Origin of the sequence: Fimbriimonas ginsengisoli Gsoil 348 (genome assembly GCF_000724625.1) — a bacterium.
GTDB classification, from domain to species: domain Bacteria; phylum Armatimonadota; class Fimbriimonadia; order Fimbriimonadales; family Fimbriimonadaceae; genus Fimbriimonas; species Fimbriimonas ginsengisoli.
On the sequence record NZ_CP007139.1, the window covers coordinates 2,232,460 to 2,247,021 of the forward strand.

Genomic DNA, 14,562 nt, shown 5'->3' on the forward strand with positions numbered 1-14,562 from the left:
GAACGTCCGTTCGCCGGAGTGCCGGTCTGGAGACCGGCGGTCATTGCCGAGGTGCGATGGAAAAACGCCCGACGGTGGAGAAAATATCACGCAACGGAAACGGTGCCTGCGACGCTAGATGGGAGGGGTATGGCGTACCCGTGGCGTTGGAGGGCTTCTAGATGAAGTGCGATAGCTGTTGCCATTTCCGCTTTGACTTCATCGAGGGAGTCGCCCACCGCAATACAACCGGGAAGATCCGGGACGTAGGCTCCCCAATTTAGCGCACCCTCCGGCCTTTCGTAAATGACGACGTATTGATGCATGGCTTCTCTCCTAATAAGTTATAGACGCAATTCAGCGATAGGCTATTTCCAGCCAGCCTGTTTTTTGATGCTATTCAACGTTCCCGGTGGTATCTCTTTGTTGGGAGGTCCCGGAACCGTCACAATGCCCGGTTTCGTTGGATGAACGAACTGCCGATGGCTTCCCGATTGGTGGTCAAGCACCCACCCCTCCTTTCTAAGTTTATCGAGCAGGTCTCGAACTTGCATGGGGAACTCCCAAGGCTAGTACATCGCTCTCGCTAACAGGAAGTTGGCGATGTAAATGAGGACCATGCCGATGACGACGGTGTTGGTGGTGGCGCGACCTACGCCGACGGCGCCTTCCTTGGTTCTCAGCCCCTGCTGGCAGGCGACGACGGCGACGATGAGGCCGAAACAGGGAGTTTTGATCATTCCCTTGACGAAATCTTCCGGCTTCACGAATTGCTGGACCGAATGGATAAAGGTGGCGTACGAGATCCGCTCCGTAATGGCCACCAGGAGGCCGCCCACCACGCCGGACCACATGCAGACCATCGAGAGCACCGGCAGCATCAGGAGGCCCGCCAGAATGCGAGGGATGATCAAGTAGTTCGTGGGATGGACGCTCAGCATCTTGAGGGCGTCGATCTGCTCGGTTACCGCCATGCTGCCGATCTGGGCGGCCATCGCGGAGCCGCAACGCGCCGCCACCATGATTCCCGCAATCACCGGTCCGACCTCGCGGGTGACGGTCAGTCCTACCGTGGCTCCCACGAAATTCGTGGCGCCATACTGACCCAGGAACTGGGAAAGGTAGAGCGATAGAACCGCTCCGGAAAAGAACCCGGTCAAGGTGACGATCGGGACTGAGGCGACCCCAATGAACGCCATTTGGTTCATCGTCTCGCGAATCTCGAATGGGCGGCGGGGGGCTCGTCGAATCGCGTCGGCGATGATCATGCCGCACTCCCCAACGAACGTCAGGAAGGAGACGATCGACTGGATCGGGCTAAGGGCGTAGGGGCGGTCGACGTTCGCGGCCATTGGCGGAGGTCTCAGGCTAAGACCTTACCGTACTTCCCACACCCGGTAGCCGATCTTGAAGAGGGCGCCTCGGATTCGGGTCAGCGTCGCCTTCTGCAACTCGTCCATCGAGGTCTTGGCGGCGGCCGCATCGTCTTGCGTTAGCGCCAGAAGCTCCTGCCTCCGGCCCAAGATATTTCCATCGTCGCCGGATCGCACCTCGTACATCTCGGGAACCGAGTCGAAGAAATTGTTCAGTCGCCGCACGGCCGCGTCGGCCCGGGTGAGAGCATCGTTACCGGCAAACGAAACAAGCGGTTTGCCGCCGAACGAAACCGCCACGGTACCGTCGTCGGCGGGCTTGGCTTCGGCCCGGAAGCTGCTGGCGACCCGGCTTCGCCGAATCGGAACGTTCGCCGCCTTCATGTATCTGAGCAGCGATTCGGCCCGTTCGCGCCCAGGAGGGTGAGTTTGGAAGATTCCCAGGTGCGCGTAACGAGGGTCGCCGACCTCCTTCATGGCGAGACGTTCCATGAAAGTGAGAATTCCCGTCGGATCGTACTTGCTCTTGAGCATGTACTGGAAGCCGCCGTAGTCGGCCGCTTCCTCCGCCCTCACGCTCCAGCCGCTCGTATAAGCCTGCGAGAGCAAGCTGGCGCCGGAGAGAACGCCGGGAAGCGCCTCCGTTCCTTTCGCGAGCACCATCGCGATGATCAGCGGGATCTCGATCTTTTGCATCTTCGCCTGCTCGGATTGGAGCGTGGCGACATGCCGGAAGGCTGCGTGGGCGATTTCGTGGGAGAGAACGCCCGCAAGCTCGTCGTCGCTTTCGGCGAAGTCGATCAGGCCGCGGTAGACGTAGATGAAGCCGCCGGGGAGGGAGAAGGCGTTAACTTCCTCCGGATGCTCCTTGTCTTCGACGATCTTGAACACGTAGTCGAACGTGTTCATGCGCTTGTCGCCCCACAGAGCATCGGCGTGGGTGATATTCGCAACGTCGGCAAGCTCGCGCCCGATCTTTTCGATCCGAGCGTTCAGATCCTTGTCCGGAACGACTTTCAGATCTTTTTCGACTTCGATGACGTACTTCGCGCCGACCTCGCGATCCCGCTTGATGTCGTCGCGATGTTTCTGCTCCTGCTTGTCGATCGGCTGCTGAGTCTCGACTTCTCGCCAGGCATTTGCCACGAGCCGCTCGACCGGGCTGGCCGGGATTGGCCGGGGCCGAATCAGCGTCATCGCAAGAAGTGCGGGGATCATGGTTACTCCGACGTTTGAGACAGGTATCGGTATTCAGAATACCGTCTGGAAGTTAGACGTCCTCACTTTGCCGAATCGTCCCAAACGATCATCGGCTTTAAGATTTCGCCCCTCTTCATCCTCCCATACGCCCTTGGCAGCTCGTCCATTCCGATGAACTCGCTGACGACCTGCTCGGCTTTGAGTTTTCCATCGCGTATCGCCTCGGCCGCCTCCCGAGTGTCCTCCGGCCCGCACGAGTACGAGTGTCTGATCGTAATGTCCCGGAAATAAGCCTCCTGCGGAACCGCCAATGCCTCCCCTGGTCCAAGCGGAGCGAACATGACGATCGTCGCCCCCGGATTGGCGATTCGCATCGCAAAGTCGAACGCGGCTTGGCTGCCGGGACAGACGAAGATTACGTCCGCCGGTTCGGCGTCGTCCGGTAGTCGAGCGTCAATACCTTGCCTCGTTGCCCACTCGATCCGTCCTGGGCTAAGGTCGTATCCCACGGAGCCAGGCAAAAGCAGACAATGCATCAGCCCCATCACCCCAAGCCCAATCACCGCCGCCGTGGCACGGGCTTCCAGCCCGTGTGTATCACGACCGTCCCGGGCGTGCTCCCCCCTGCCCGCTCCCCCGCGCCAGCGGTGCACCGTCTCGCCGACGAACTGATAGTTCAGCAGCCCTGCCTTGGCGGGATTATAAAGGACGTAGTCGAGGGCGTGTTGGTAATCCTCGGCATCGCGAATTAAGTGGTCGTACGATTCCGATTGCCATACATCCCCAGTGCGTCCAAGAAGCTTGTTCACTTGCCTCGCAGTAAATGACTTCCAGGAGTGAAGTATCTCCGCCAACTCGTACCCCGGCAAAGGCTCGACGATCGCATGAACGTGGTTCGGCATCACGCACCAGGCGTAAAGGCGGTACCGTTCGCCATCGAAGTGTTTCAGCCCCTCTTGGACCAAGCCGGCTGCTCGGTGGTCACGTAGGATGGAGGATCCGTGCCCTTCGTTAAGATAACTTTGCACTCGCTCCGCATGGAGGTGCTTTCGATTCCAGAGTTCCCGTTCGGTGAGGCGATCTGCCATGGCTGCGAGGCGTTCGCGTTCCAACCTCCACTCCTCGCGGACATGCCGTGGTACTGCGTCGGCCAACCGGAACGTGACGGAGTATGTCGCTCCCGGCCTTGTCCAGTGAGGAAGGTTGGCGCCTTGCCGAACTACCAACTCGTCCGCGGCTTGGGTGCTCGGCGCTACTTTGTCCACGCCCGGGACGGTCGTGATACCCATTGGCTGGAAGCCAGTGCCACGGCGGATGCTCTTCACCACGCAGGCTAACGGCTCGATGAGGGCGGCGTCGACGGGTCGGAGGTCGTCGGTGCGGAGGGTGTCGGTTAGGTTTTCCGCATCCACTGCGAAGAAATCGGCCATGCCACCCGGGGCAAGCTTGGTTCGCTTCCAGTGGGGGCAATGGACGTACAGGCCCTGTCGGCAGAGCTCGCATTGCAGGCAGGGGGCGTGGTGGTGAGGAAACACCCGCGAACCGACCGGAAACCGCTCGTCTTGCGATTCAATGACCACCCCCGACACCTCGTGCCCCAGAACGTGCGGCACCTTGCGGTCCATGTACCACGACATGAGCTCGCCGGAGCAGAGGCCGCATGCCTCCGTTCGAACGAGGAGGCCCCCTTCAGGGCAGGAGGGGATCGCCTCGTCCACGATTGCGACCTCGCCATTCCCGATGTATCTGGCAACCTTCATGAACGCCTAAGGCCCGGAACTTGCGGTTTGAACACGTACTTCAACCCGGCGCCGTTCTGCAGATCCTCGAACACCTGCTTTCCTTCCTCTAAGAACCGTTCCCCCGAGATGATCCCGCTCAGGTCGAGGAGCGGGTTTAGGAGCCATTCTCGCGCTTGACGCACCGCTTTCGTTCCGAAGTGGAACGGACTCAGAATCGTGATCTGGTCGTAGTGGACCTTCTTGGTGTCGAAACTGGCCCGGGTGCCGCCGGGGCAGCCACCGAACAGCATCAGCGTCCCGCCCCGGCGGACGTAATCGATACTTTTCTCCCACACCTCGACCTGGCCGGTGCACTCGATGACGATGTCGTACGAACCCGGAATCGCGTCCACCTTGCAGGTCTGAGCCCCTAGCTTCTTCCCTTCGGCCAGTCGGGCGTCGTTTCGCCCCGCCAAAGTGATTTCGCGAGCGCCGGACAACCGCAAGGCGCCCACGAACATAAGCCCGATCGCGCCGGGGCCGATCACAAGCACCCGGCTATCTTCGCGTACTTTTAATAGCTCGACACCTTGGGCGACGCAAGAGAGAGGCTCGAGAAGGCACGCCTTCTCGAAGCTGATCGAATCCGGCTTTGGAAAAAGGTTGAGCTGGGCAATCCGCGCCGGAACCAGCAAATACTCGGCGTACGAGCCGAGCACCTTGGTGCTCATGATGCTCTCGCATAGGTTTTCCTGGTCGCGTTGGCACCAATAGCATTCCTGGCATGGCGCCGAGTGGACTCCCATTACCGGATCGCCGACGGCGAACGAAGCCCCCTCGCCGACCGCCGCGACGATTCCGCTGTATTCGTGGCCAAGCACGCCCGGCATCGGAATCTGGGGATGCCCCCGTAGAAATGCCTTCAGGTCGGTTCCGCAGGTTGTGGCGGCTTCGACTTTCACCAGCACTTCGCCGGGACCCGGATGTGGAATCTCGATTTGTTGGAGCGACATCCGCCCCGGCTCTTCCAGGACGAGGGCTCGCATGGTGCCGGTCGGCGGCGTCGAAAGGGCTTCCTCTAGTTTCTCCAAGTTCAACGGTTGTCTACGCGCCGCACGCCGACGTTGGCGCACCGGTAGACTGCTCCCTAGCTTAAAGCGCTACGATTTTGACCGAACCGATATGCCGACCGTCGAAACCACCGTTTGGATCAACGCCCCGCTCGCCAAAGTTTATGCGATTGCGAAGAATAGCGAGGCATATCCCGAATATATGAAAGACGTGAAATCGGTGACTCCCGTCGAGCGCGACGAGACCCGATTCGTCGCCGATTGGGTCGGCATCGTCCCTACTTTCGGGCTCAAGGTCCGGTGGCGGCAGGAAGAGATTTGGGACGATACGACCCATTCCTCCCGTTTCCGGCAGATCGAGGGAGACTACGATCAGCTCGAGGGAACCTGGTCGTTCCGCGAGGAGAACGGCGGCACCCGCTTCGATCAGCACCTCGACTACGAGTACAACGTTCCAACGCTGGGCCCGCTCGTCAAGAAGGTCATCCTCTCGGTCGTTCAGAAGAACCTGGAGAACATCAACGAAGCGTTCCGCCTGAAAGCGGAAGCGTAACGCGCGAAGCGCTTTGGAGTGCGCGAGCTTGCTCGCGCTTTTTCTCGCGCGGGGCGCGCAGGTCACGTCCCGCGCACATCGGCCAAAATGAGGGCGGCCCATGTACTTCAACAAATATCCCCACCGCTCCAACTTCTCGTTCGTCGAGACGTTCGATCCAGAAACCGGGGTGGTGACGGCAGGGGTTCGCGTCTTCGCTACCGAAGTCGATTCCCATGAAGGGGATATCTATCATGTGCGCGTCTCGAATCCCGATGTGTGGCCCGAGACCTGCGGCCTTTCCGAGCTCGATGTTCCCGCCCCATGCGCGCGACAACGGCTGAAGGCAAACGACGATTTTCAGCTGAGCCTCCTTGGCCGCGACGCCAAACCGCTCATCACCGGAGAGTTCGGAGTCAGCGGCGATGCGTCGATGTTCGTCTTCGAGCTTGGCGGCGACGCCCGCTTCTACGGGATGGGCGAGAAGTATTTCGGCAAGATGGAGCTCTCCGGCTACCGGACCAAGTTCTGGAACACCGACGTCTGGGGGGACTTCCATTTCGCGCAGTGGGGAGAACATCCGAGCGACCCGCCGTACTTCTCGCTCCCTTATCTCGTCGCCAAAATCGGCGACGAGTACGTCGGGTTTCTTCTTCATAATTCCCACCCCACGTTCATCGAGACCCCCGGCTCGGATGAGAGTCGCGTCTTCGTGGAGTGGCAGCGGACATCGGAACGGCTGATCTTGGGGAGCGAAGGAGGCGAGCCGAATCTTTGGGTGATCTATGGCCCGAGCTTGGCCGAGGTAACCCGCAAGCTGCAGAAGCTGATCGGAACCACCCCGGTTCCCCCCGCTTGGTCGCTCGGCTACCACCAATCGCGCTGGGGCTACGGCGGGCACGCTGACCTGATGCGGCTCGACGAAGGTTTCGCCAAGCACAAGATCCCGTGCGACGGCCTCTGGCTGGACCTCGACTACATGGATGGGTTCCGAATCTTCCAGACCAACGAGGCCAATTTCCCGGACGGCGTCTCCACCACCGCCGAGACGCTCGCGAAACATGACCGTCATATCGTGCCGATCATCGATCCCGGCGTGAAGAAGGAGTCGGGCTACCGCGTCTACGACGACGGCCACGCGCAAAGAGTGTTCTGCCAAAACGCCGAGGGCGGAGAGTACGTCGGCTTGGTCTGGCCGGGCGAGACCGTGTTTCCCGACTTCACCCTCCCCCGGGTCTCCGATTGGTGGGCCGGCTACATTCAGGAGTTCGCGGAAAGCGGCTTCGGCGCCTGCTGGATCGACATGAACGACCCGTCCACCGGACCGGTCGACCCGAATGGAATGCGGTTCGCCGACGGCAAGCTGCCTCACGAAGCGCACCACAACGACTACTCGCTCGGCATGCAGCGAGCCACCTTCGATGGATTCCGCCGGGCGCGGCCGCACGAGCGGCCGTTTATCCTCTCCCGCTCCGGTTTCATCGGCAGCAGCCGCTACGCCGCCATCTGGACCGGCGACAACCTGGCCAACCGGTTCTATCTGAAGTCGTCGATTCCGACGTCCGTGAATCTGTCGATCTCGGGTCAGCCGTTTAACGGGGCGGACTTGGGCGGGTTCGGCGGCGACGTGACCGACGAATTGATGCTGGACTGGACGAAGGCCCACTTCCTCTTCCCGTTTCTTCGAAATCACGCGAACCGCGGGACGCGCGACAAAGAGCCGTTCGCCTTCCCGGAACCGGTCATGGCGGTGATTCGCCGTTACATCCGGCTCCGATACAAGCTTTTTCCGTACCTGTACAACCTGTTCGTCCAACAGGAGGAGCAGGGCGATCCGATTTTGCGGCCGTTGTTCTACGAATTCGACGGAGTTGGCTTGGACAAGATCGACGACCAGTTTATGGTCGGCCCTTCGATCCTTCAGGCCCCGTTCGTGGAGGAAGGGGTGAAGAAGCGGACCGTGACGCTGCCTGGGTTGGAGCCTTGGTACGACGCCGCGAACGGCGACTGGATCGAGCCGGGCGAGCGGACGGCGAAGGCCGGCCGCGAGTCGACCCCGCTCTACCTTCGCGCCGGTGCGATCGTTCCAATGCAGCCTGGAACCCCCGTCGATAACACCAAGGAGCTTCGCGACGTGAACCTCCACCTCTTCATGCCCCCGGCATGGTCTGGTGAGTCGGAGCTGGAATACGTGGCCGACGACGGGATCTCCTACGCCTACACCAGCGGCGCGCGAAGCCGCCTAAAGGTTCGAGTCGTTTCCGTCGACGGAAACCTCGCGATCGCGACTGACCAAACCCAAGACGGCTTCGGCCTCATCGCCCCCACCTTCGTCATCCACGGCGACCCCAAATCGGTCCGCCTGAACGGGTCCGAGGTCGTTCTAGAAAAAAACAAAGTCACCCTCGCCGGCAAACCGCTCGCCGTGGTTGTGGTCCGTGCGTAGTGCCGAACCTCCGGAGCCCCCTCTCCCTCCTCGGGATGCCCGTGCCCGATGAGGGAGAGGGGGTTGGGGGTGAGGGAGCGACAAAGTTGCGCCAACCGCTAAATTATTGGGATGCAACGAAACGCTAAGAACTCCGAGAGAATCGAGACCGCGCGTACCTACCGCAAAGAAGCCGGGGTTTCGGAGCGAATCATCTGGGAGTTTCTACGCGGTCGACGTATCGGCTTTAAGTTCAGGCGCCAGCATCCAATCGGTCCGTACATCCTCGATTTCTACTGCGACGAGGCGCTTCTATGCGTCGAGGTCGATGGCGAGCAACATGCTCTTCGAGCGGAACGAGATGCCAAACGAGACGAGTATCTGCTGGAACTCGGGGTGCTAACGTACCGATTGCCTAGCATCGGCATCTTTGAGGAGACGAGCCAGAACATGACTGAGTGGCTTCGGCAAATCGGCGAGCTCTGCGAAACGAAGTCCGGCCGGCGGGCGTTTCCAGGTACGTGAGTCTTCCGTTTGAGGTAGGTTTTGCTCCCTCACCCCCAACCCCCTCTCCCTCGTCCCGCACAAACATCGGGAGGAGGGAGAGGGGGCTTCGGATACTATGCAGTTCTGGCCACTAGACTCAACTCCGCGCACTGGCGCGTGAGGCGAGCTTCTCGTTCTTGGCGAAGGGTGCGTGCTTCGTCGAGCGACACTTCCAAAAACTCGACGCGGCTCCCGGGGCGGAGTTGCCCCAGCCGGTCGACGTCGGCGTCGATGACCACCGCGATTTTGGGATATCCGCCGATCGTCGGACCGTCTGGGCCGAGGACCAAGAGTCCTCCGCCGCCCGAGATCTGGATGGCTCCGACGCATGCCGGCTCACTCGGTGCTTCGATATCGTGCGGTGGCGTTTGACCTTCGATGCGAATCCCTACTCGGTCACTTGCCATTCCCACCTTTAAGTCGGATGCGAACGATCTCCAATTCACCGCGTCCGCCTGCGGACCCGCCACCACCCGGATCGGACCAGCGGATAGGCTCTCTAGACCCGTCGCCAGTCGCCGCGGACCTCGCGTCAGGCCGGAGCGGTGGGCCACGTAAACGCGAGCGCCTTCCGCCGGGGGACCGATATGCAACTCCGACCCCGCCCGAACCGGGAAGGTTGACTCGGCCGGCGCCGCCCGCCCGTCGATCGTAACCGGAGCGGGAGCCCCGACTACGGCGACCATTCCCCCGCTCGTCGCCCGGAACAGGGCGTTGGCCATCCCAAGCTCCCATACGAGGGTCCCGGCTGGGTTCCCGACCAGCGCGTTGGCCAGGCGAGCCGACTCCCGATCGAACGCCCCGCCGGGCGGGACGCCGAACCTTCGGAGTCCGGTAATCGGGAGGCCGACGCGTGAGGCGACTCCGTAAACCTGGACGATCTCCAGGCTCACGCGCCCACCCCGTAACCCCCGTCGAGCAAAGTCCGATAGACAAGCTCCGCAAAGGGGAGGCAATCCGGAGTGTCGCCATGTAGGCAAATCGAGTCGACGTTGCTGGCGAGCTGCAATACTTGTTCCCGCACCTGACCTGGGTCGACGAGCACCGCCCCCGGCTCAGAGCGCGGCATCAAGGTCCCGTCTCGCCGGTACTGCCGGTCGGCGAACCCTTCCCGGATGAACGGCTGTCGGGCCCGGTCCGCCACCGCCTTGTGGGCAGTCTTCTCCAGCCCCATCAGCGGGAGCTTATGGATGCGCAGAAGCATGAGAAGCGATTGAAGGCCGGGAAATTGCGAAAGGTAAACCCCACCACTCTCGTACTCGCTCGTGGTGGGCGCACGTTTGCGCTGGGTCTTCCAGTCGTGAGGCAAAACCACTGCGGTGTCGTTGTAAAACGCCCCATGCGGCTTCAGATAATCCGGTCGCTCGTTCTCGAGGAACCAGGTCACCTGCTCGAAAAGAGACTTTAGGTAAGGGCGTTCCTGCCCCGCCTGCATCGGCGCTCGCCCCATCGTCGGCCGGTCGGGGTAGCCCGGATGGATCCCGAGCCGCACCCGATGTTTTCGGCACAGCTCGATGGTAGAAAGCGTCAAGTCACGCGATCCGGCGTGGACGCCGCAGCAGACATTGGCGCTGGAGGCGAAACGGAGGAGTTCGGCGTCGTGCGGAAAACCTTCGCCGATATCGACGTTGAGGTCGATGGTTCGCTTGCCGACGATCTGGGAAACCCTCAAAGGCGCTCTCCCTCGCGCTCGTCGAACTCGTCGCGGCTAATCGGCACAAACCGCACCTCGTCGCCCGCCTCGATCGGAAAATACCGTGTGTCCGGATCGACGATCTTGAGTGGAGTTCGGCCGATGAGCCACCAGCCCCCCGGCCTCGGTAGGGGGTAGATCCCGGTTTGGCGCCCGGTTATCGCTACCGAACCCGGCTCGACTCGAACCCGAGGCGAAGGGCGACGGGGCAAACCGGCGATCGCGTCGTCCAGGTATCCCAGGTAGGGAAACCCAGGGCAGAAGCCGACCGCGTAACATCGGTAGGATGGTTCGGCGTGCCGCTTGACGAGCTCGTCGGGAGCGATCGCGAGCCGAGCGGCGGCTTCGTCCAAGTCGACTCCCAATTCGTAGCAAACTGGAATTTCATGGCTTCGCCCCGCCCGCGGCGCGACAATTCCGAGAGAGGTCGAAAACGAAGAAGGGTCGAATTGGTCGGGGTCGACGTAAAGCCCGAGCGTATCGTAGCTGGCGACCGCCTCTGTAAGGCCCGGCAACCCACGCGAATTCAGCGCCGCCGCAATCTCGTACGCCGGCCCCTCTAACTCCCTCACCAAATACGCCGCATCGCCCAGCGGCTCGATTTTCATGGGTATTAGTCTCTAAGACGTTCGAAAGGAACGAGTGGTTGACAAGATCAGCTAAGTCTCTCGACCGAGAACCGCGCCAGCTCTTCGAGGTACTGCCGATTGGGGAGGTTTGCAAGTCGGCCGATTCCGCGCTCGGCCGCTTCGCGAGCCCTCCGGCGGGATTCGTCCAGCCCATATAGTGCGGGATAGGTCGCCTTTTGTCGTGCGCGGTCGCTCCCCGCCGCCTTGCCAAGCTGCTCGGCCGTCGACGTCTCGTTCAACACGTCGTCGGCGATCTGGAACGCCAGTCCGACGTCCTCGCCGTACGCCCTTAACGCCGCCGCCTCGGAGGCCGATCCCCCACTGACGATGACGCCGATCTCGCAACTTGCGGCGATCAGCGCGCCTGTCTTCAGCGCATGGATCATCGCCAAGGTGTCGGGTTCGATCGGTTTTCCTTCCGAGAGGATGTCGACCGTCTCACCCGCTACCAAGCCTGAAGAACCCGATGCAGTCGTTAGCGAGAGAACCGCCGCCACAATCCGGTTCGGCTCGATCGACAGGCGGCCGAGGGTATCGAACGCCAATGCGAAGAGCGCGTCCCCGGCGAGCAGGGCGACGGCCTCGCCAAACCGTTTCCAGCAGGTCGGCATCCCTCGGCGCAACTCGTCGTTGTCGATGGCGGGCAGATCGTCGTGGACCAGCGAGAAGGCGTGCGTCATCTCGATGGCGCACCCGGCGTCGAGCGCAAGGCCTGGATCTTGCCCGATCGCCTCGGCCGAAGCCATCGCCAGCGCCGGCCGAAGGCGCTTTCCAGGTGCTAAACACGCGTAGCGCATCGCCTCGTGCAATTCGCTCGGCACCCTATCTTCAGGGGGCAGGAGCTCTCGCAGTCGGGCGTCCACGCGTTCCGCGTGGGCCTTAAGTTGCAGCGGGAACCCCACGAGAGCGATTTTACCGTTGCCGGGGTGAACTCGCTGGTAAGATGCGTCGTTATGGCGGTCGTCCGTCCCTTTTTGGGTCTTCGCTTCGCAGACGAGGCTGGACCAATCGATAAGCTGGTTGCTCCTCCCTATGACGTACTCTCCCCCGCTGAGCGGGATGACTACGCCGTGCGCAGTCCATATAACGTCGTACATGTAACTTTGCCGGAATCCAAGCCGGACGATCGGAGCAAGTACGTCAAATACGCGCGAAGCGCCGCGCTGCTCAGTGAGTGGCGTCGCGACGGCATATTGATGAGGGAAGACGTGCCGGTCATCTACCGGTACACCCAAACCTTCAGCCTTCCGCATCTAGGCGAGACGTACACGCGAACCTCGATCCTCGTGCTTTTGAAGACCGAGCCGTACGAGCGAGGGGTCGTTTTGCCCCACGAGCGGACGTTCCCGAAGCATAAGGAAGACCGTCTTCGCATCTTGGAGGCGACCCGCGCCCACCTCGAATCGATCTTCGGCTTATTCGAAGATCCGGACGCGCGAATTCACGAGACGATCCGTAACGCGCCCGCCGGTACTTCGGTCGAAGTGACCACGGAAGACGGCGTGCATCAAGTTTTCGAACCGATTTCGGATCCGGAGTCGATAGACACGATCGTCGCGATGCTTGGCGACCGGAAGCTTTGGATCGCCGACGGCCACCACCGGTACGAGACGGCGGTCGCCTTCCGCGAAGCGCTCGGCGAACGAGACGGCGAGGTTCCGGAGGATTATCTTCCGATCGCCCTTTGCTCCATGTCCGATCCTGGCCTCGTCCTGCTGCCAACCCACCGGATCGTCGCCAAGCTCCCGTTTGGTCACGACGAGACCTTGGCCCGGCTCTCCACGGCGTTCGACATTCGGGAGACGCACAGTAGCCGCCTCTTCGACGCATTAGGGCATGGCCAAGTGGAAGGACGGAGAACCTTCGGTCTGGCGATGGAAGGCGGCCTCGGCTACGTGCTTACGCCCAAGGATGAAGCGACCCTCATGGAAGGGGTCTCTTCCGAAGAAAGCGACCGTTTACGGGGACTGGACGTTACGGTTTTGCATTCTCTCATTTTTGAACGTCTTCTTGGATTGACGGGGCTGGACCAAATTTCTTACACTCGTGATCCAATGGAAGCAATTCGTGCCGCGGACCAGGGGGCGGCCGCATCGTTTCTCATGAACGCGCCGACGGTTGACGACATGCGAGCCATTGCCCTCGGGGGCGAGCGCATGCCGCAGAAGAGCACTTACTATTTCCCGAAGGTCCTCAGTGGCCTTGTGATGTGGAGCCTTAACGACTTCTAACTGAGAATGGATATTCGCCTCCTGGGTACCGCTGCTGCGGACGGGATTCCTGGCCTCTTCAGCGATGACGAGGTGAGCCGTTACGCCCGCGAGAATGGCGGCAAAGATATCCGTACTCGCTCGGGCGCCCTCGTCGACGGGGTCATCAAGATCGACCTTCCGCCCGACACGATGGGGCAGTTGCAGCGCGACCGGCTAAACGCCCGGGACTGGAGCGCCCTCGTCTTCACGCACAGCGACGACGACCACCTGGCGATCAACGAGATCCAGTACGCCCTCATCCCTTTCACGGATCTGGACCACCTGCCGTACACGATCTACGCCAACGCCGTGGTCTCCCAACATATTCGGGCTCGATATCCTGACTGGCCGCTCGACCTGGTCGAAACCCACAGCTTCGAAACATTTCGGCATGGTCCCTATCAGATCACGCCGATCAAGGCGACGCACATCCAAGAAGAGGATTGCCACAACCTGATCGTGGAACGTGAGGGGAAGACGCTTCTCTATGCGACCGACACCGGAATTTGGCCGGAGCCCACGTTCGAGTTTTTGGCCGGAGTCAAACTCGATCTCCTCGTGATCGAGTGCACCGACGGGTTCTGCCCCTCGGATTATCCCGGCCATTTGGCGATCAAGGATTGCATCATGGTGGTCAACCGGTTGCGGGCGCAGGGGACACTTGCCCCGGACGCCCCGGTCTACACGACCCACCACTCGATCCGCGGCAAAGCCCGCCACTGCGACCTAGAGCGAGCCCTCCTCCCCCACGGCATCGAGCCCGGCTACGACGGCCTAAAGATCGACATCTAATCCCCACCGGCAAGCCCCCGAGTCCATACGGACCGCAGAGCTCCAGCTCTGCCCTCCCCTTCGCCGCAGGCTGGCCCATACCTGCGCCCGTTCTCCGCCGGCTAACCGCAGAAAATAGGTTGGTTTCCTCCCGCGCATCGAAGGATTTACTTGTGACAGCCCCATCTATGCTGATTGCGGCACGCGTAGGTGCCGGCTACACGGCTTCGCCGTGGCCCAAACAGGAGCGCGAACTTCAGTTCGCATGCGGGTCGACTTCAGTCGACGCCCCTAGTCGCGGACTAAAAGCCGGCGCTCCATCGGGCGTAACCTGCACCGGGTCTTTGTTCCCGGCATCCGTTACAAATTCA

15 protein-coding genes are annotated in these 14,562 nt (G+C 61.4%); 5 read left to right on the forward strand and 10 right to left on the reverse strand.

Annotation, left to right across the window (positions count from 1 at the left end):
- Nucleotides 1–86 precede the first annotated feature (86 nt).
- The 6 genes from OP10G_RS27855 to OP10G_RS10260 form a co-directional block, all read right to left on the reverse strand.
- A complete protein-coding gene (locus tag OP10G_RS27855; protein WP_084179048.1) occupies nt 87–305 on the reverse strand; it encodes a type II toxin-antitoxin system HicB family antitoxin in 219 nt (72 codons plus the stop codon).
- A 42-nt stretch (nt 306–347) separates the two neighbouring features.
- Nucleotides 348–533: a type II toxin-antitoxin system HicA family toxin gene (locus OP10G_RS27860; protein ID WP_084179051.1), complete on the reverse strand. Its 186-nt coding sequence runs from the start codon at nt 531–533 to the stop codon at nt 348–350.
- A 15-nt stretch (nt 534–548) separates the two neighbouring features.
- Nucleotides 549–1,331: an MlaE family ABC transporter permease gene (locus OP10G_RS10245; RefSeq protein WP_025225984.1), complete on the reverse strand. Its 783-nt coding sequence runs from the start codon at nt 1,329–1,331 to the stop codon at nt 549–551.
- 24 nt (nt 1,332–1,355) lie between these two features.
- Nucleotides 1,356–2,570 (reverse strand): M48 family metalloprotease, encoded by a 1,215-nt coding sequence (locus OP10G_RS10250; protein WP_025225983.1) that lies wholly within the window; start codon nt 2,568–2,570, stop codon nt 1,356–1,358.
- Between the two features lie 62 nt (nt 2,571–2,632).
- Nucleotides 2,633–4,312: an REP-associated tyrosine transposase gene (locus tag OP10G_RS24390; protein WP_025225982.1), complete on the reverse strand. Its 1,680-nt coding sequence runs from the start codon at nt 4,310–4,312 to the stop codon at nt 2,633–2,635.
- The gene (locus tag OP10G_RS10260) at nt 4,309–5,364 is read right to left on the reverse strand and encodes a zinc-dependent alcohol dehydrogenase (RefSeq protein WP_227625103.1); all 1,056 of its coding nucleotides are present in this window, start codon (nt 5,362–5,364) and stop codon (nt 4,309–4,311) included. Before OP10G_RS10260 ends, OP10G_RS24390 begins: the two co-directional genes overlap by 4 nt.
- Before the next feature lie 91 nt (nt 5,365–5,455).
- On the opposite strand from OP10G_RS10260, the gene OP10G_RS10265 reads away from it, so the two are divergent.
- The 3 genes from OP10G_RS10265 to OP10G_RS10275 all read left to right on the forward strand — a co-directional run bounded on the left by OP10G_RS10265 (nt 5,456) and on the right by OP10G_RS10275 (nt 8,825).
- On the forward strand, nt 5,456–5,896 hold the full coding sequence (locus OP10G_RS10265) for a type II toxin-antitoxin system RatA family toxin (RefSeq protein ID WP_025225980.1): 441 nt from the start codon (nt 5,456–5,458) through the stop codon (nt 5,894–5,896).
- 100 nt (nt 5,897–5,996) lie between these two features.
- Nucleotides 5,997–8,321 carry a glycoside hydrolase family 31 protein gene (locus OP10G_RS24395; RefSeq protein ID WP_025225979.1) on the forward strand — a complete coding sequence of 775 codons (2,325 nt, stop codon included), beginning with the start codon at nt 5,997–5,999 and terminating at the stop codon, nt 8,319–8,321.
- Nucleotides 8,322–8,432: 111 nt separating this feature from the next.
- A complete protein-coding gene (locus OP10G_RS10275) occupies nt 8,433–8,825 on the forward strand; it encodes an endonuclease domain-containing protein (protein ID WP_025225978.1) in 393 nt (130 codons plus the stop codon).
- Nucleotides 8,826–8,920: 95 nt separating this feature from the next.
- Here OP10G_RS10275 and OP10G_RS10280 read toward each other — a convergent pair whose 3' ends face one another.
- Genes OP10G_RS10280 through OP10G_RS10295 form a run of 4 tightly spaced genes read right to left on the reverse strand, consistent with a single transcriptional unit; the run spans nt 8,921 to nt 12,265 of the window.
- The gene (locus OP10G_RS10280) at nt 8,921–9,739 is read right to left on the reverse strand and encodes a 5-oxoprolinase subunit C family protein (protein WP_025225977.1); all 819 of its coding nucleotides are present in this window, start codon (nt 9,737–9,739) and stop codon (nt 8,921–8,923) included.
- On the reverse strand, nt 9,736–10,518 hold the full coding sequence (locus tag OP10G_RS10285) for a LamB/YcsF family protein (protein ID WP_025225976.1): 783 nt from the start codon (nt 10,516–10,518) through the stop codon (nt 9,736–9,738). The genes OP10G_RS10280 and OP10G_RS10285 overlap by 4 nt, the downstream gene beginning before the upstream one ends.
- Entirely contained in the window at nt 10,515–11,147 is a 633-nt protein-coding gene (locus OP10G_RS10290; protein ID WP_025225975.1) for a 5-oxoprolinase subunit B family protein, read from the reverse strand. The genes OP10G_RS10285 and OP10G_RS10290 overlap by 4 nt, the downstream gene beginning before the upstream one ends.
- A gap of 47 nt (nt 11,148–11,194) precedes the next feature.
- Nucleotides 11,195–12,265: a polyprenyl synthetase family protein gene (locus tag OP10G_RS10295; RefSeq protein ID WP_227625104.1), complete on the reverse strand. Its 1,071-nt coding sequence runs from the start codon at nt 12,263–12,265 to the stop codon at nt 11,195–11,197.
- On the opposite strand from OP10G_RS10295, the gene OP10G_RS10300 reads away from it, so the two are divergent.
- Both OP10G_RS10300 and OP10G_RS10305 read left to right on the forward strand, forming a co-directional pair.
- Nucleotides 12,185–13,399 carry a DUF1015 domain-containing protein gene (locus tag OP10G_RS10300; protein ID WP_227625130.1) on the forward strand — a complete coding sequence of 405 codons (1,215 nt, stop codon included), beginning with the start codon at nt 12,185–12,187 and terminating at the stop codon, nt 13,397–13,399. The two genes, OP10G_RS10295 and OP10G_RS10300, sit on opposite strands and share 81 nt — an antisense overlap.
- A gap of 6 nt (nt 13,400–13,405) precedes the next feature.
- Entirely contained in the window at nt 13,406–14,212 is an 807-nt protein-coding gene (locus tag OP10G_RS10305; RefSeq protein ID WP_025225972.1) for an MBL fold metallo-hydrolase, read from the forward strand.
- Nucleotides 14,213–14,562: the final 350 nt, after the last annotated feature.

Excerpts from the sequence above, each read along its gene's own strand:
- OP10G_RS27855 (WP_084179048.1), bottom strand. The coding sequence starts at position 305 with ATGCATCAATACGTCGTCATTTACGAAAGGCCGGAGGGTGCGCTAAAT.
- OP10G_RS27860 (WP_084179051.1), bottom strand. The coding sequence starts at position 533 with ATGCAAGTTCGAGACCTGCTCGATAAACTTAGAAAGGAGGGGTGGGTG.
- OP10G_RS10245 (WP_025225984.1), bottom strand. The coding sequence starts at position 1,331 with ATGGCCGCGAACGTCGACCGCCCCTACGCCCTTAGCCCGATCCAGTCG.
- OP10G_RS10250 (WP_025225983.1), bottom strand. The coding sequence starts at position 2,570 with ATGATCCCCGCACTTCTTGCGATGACGCTGATTCGGCCCCGGCCAATC.
- OP10G_RS24390 (WP_025225982.1), bottom strand. The coding sequence starts at position 4,312 with ATGAAGGTTGCCAGATACATCGGGAATGGCGAGGTCGCAATCGTGGAC.
- OP10G_RS10265 (WP_025225980.1), top strand. The coding sequence starts at position 5,456 with ATGCCGACCGTCGAAACCACCGTTTGGATCAACGCCCCGCTCGCCAAA.
- OP10G_RS24395 (WP_025225979.1), top strand. The coding sequence starts at position 5,997 with ATGTACTTCAACAAATATCCCCACCGCTCCAACTTCTCGTTCGTCGAG.
- OP10G_RS10275 (WP_025225978.1), top strand. The coding sequence starts at position 8,433 with ATGCAACGAAACGCTAAGAACTCCGAGAGAATCGAGACCGCGCGTACC.
- OP10G_RS10290 (WP_025225975.1), bottom strand. The coding sequence starts at position 11,147 with ATGAAAATCGAGCCGCTGGGCGATGCGGCGTATTTGGTGAGGGAGTTA.
- OP10G_RS10295 (WP_227625104.1), bottom strand. The coding sequence starts at position 12,265 with ATGTACGACGTTATATGGACTGCGCACGGCGTAGTCATCCCGCTCAGC.
- OP10G_RS10305 (WP_025225972.1), top strand. The coding sequence starts at position 13,406 with ATGGATATTCGCCTCCTGGGTACCGCTGCTGCGGACGGGATTCCTGGC.